This is a genomic window from Candidatus Frankia alpina, from assembly GCF_902806485.1.
GTDB classification, from domain to species: domain Bacteria; phylum Actinomycetota; class Actinomycetes; order Frankiales; family Frankiaceae; genus Frankia; species Frankia alpina.
In genome coordinates, this window is record NZ_CADCWT010000486.1 from 1 (window position 1) to 1,198 (window position 1,198).

2 protein-coding genes are annotated in these 1,198 nt (G+C 65.2%); both read left to right on the forward strand.

Going from position 1 to position 1,198, the window contains the following annotated elements; translation table 11 throughout:
* Nucleotides 1-101: 101 nt before the first annotated feature.
* Nucleotides 102-746 carry a helix-turn-helix domain-containing protein gene (locus tag G6R25_RS24090; protein WP_205447436.1) on the forward strand — a complete coding sequence of 215 codons (645 nt, stop codon included), beginning with the start codon at nt 102-104 and terminating at the stop codon, nt 744-746.
* Between the two features lie 131 nt (nt 747-877).
* Nucleotides 878-1,153, forward strand: a complete 276-nt coding sequence (locus G6R25_RS24095) for a MarR family transcriptional regulator (RefSeq protein WP_235949539.1) — start codon at nt 878-880, stop codon at nt 1,151-1,153.
* Nucleotides 1,154-1,198 lie beyond the last annotated feature (45 nt).

Consider the following 1,198-nt stretch of genomic DNA (forward strand, 5'->3'; position numbering starts at 1 on the left):
CCAACACACCAACACAACATTGATGTCACGCAAAGCGACAAAACGTTACCGGGAAAGGCTCACTGTCGGAGGCGCTCGCACGAATCCGTCCCGAGGCCCGGATGGTCTCGATCTGCCTGGCCTCCTACGTGTTGGCCGCCGCGGGCCTGCTGGAGGGTCTGCCCGCGACCACCCACTGGCGGCACGCCGAGGATTTCCAGCGGTCCTTCCCCGCCGTCAGAGTCAATCCCGAGGTCCTTTTCATCGACGCGGGACGGGTCCTCACTTCGGCGGGCGCGGCCGCAGGTGTGGATCTCTGCCTGCATCTGATCCGCCGCAACCACGGCAGCGGCATCGCCAACCAGGTGGCCCGTCGCTGTGTCATTCCCCCGTGGCGGGACGGCGGCCAGGCCCAGTTCATCGAGCGTCCAGTCCCCGAGGCCACGGACACTGGCACCGCGCCCACCCGCCTGTGGGCCCTCGAGCGACTGGACCACCCCATCCAGCTGACGGATCTGGCTGCTCACGCCGGGATGAGCCGCCGAACCTTCACCCGGCGGTTCCGTGCCGAGGTCGGCGAGAGCCCCGGGAAGTGGCTCACCCAACAACGGATCGACCTCGCCCGGCATTTGCTGGAGCACAGCGATCTATCGATAGACCGCATTGCCGAGCGTTCGGGGTTCGGCACGGCTGCCTCACTACGCCAGCATCTCCGCGGCGCTGTCGCCGTCTCCCCCAATGCCTACCGCAAGAGCTTCCGTTCCTAGTGCATCAGACTCTCGCCCCGGGTGGTGGCGCCGGTTTCCCGCCAGACGTCACGGACAGCACCGAATCCTCCTGGGGTAGATAGTTGCTATCCGGAGCCAACTATGATACCACCGGCCGCATGCACGAAAGGGTGGACGTTGAGGAGTTCGCCGGCGCGGTCATGGCGCTCGTGAACCTCATTCGGCGCGGTCAAGCCAAGGCATTCGATACCGAGCTGGTCGCGGTCATGCAGTTGCTTGGCGACGGCCGCGCACTCCTGCCGAGCGAGATCGCCGACGTGCTTGGCTCCCCGCGCTCCTCGGTGACCCGACGGATACAGGCACTCGAAGGCACCGGAAAGATTGAAATCCGCCCGGACCCAGACGACGGTCGGTCGTACCGAGTGGCAGTGAGCCTTTCCCGGTAACGTTTTGTCGCTTTGCGTGACATCAATGTTGTGTTGGTGTGTTGG

What these genes read in the sequence shown, in the direction of transcription:
- G6R25_RS24090 (WP_205447436.1), top strand. Translation starts at nt 102, where the DNA reads ATGGTCTCGATCTGCCTGGCCTCCTACGTGTTGGCCGCCGCGGGCCTG.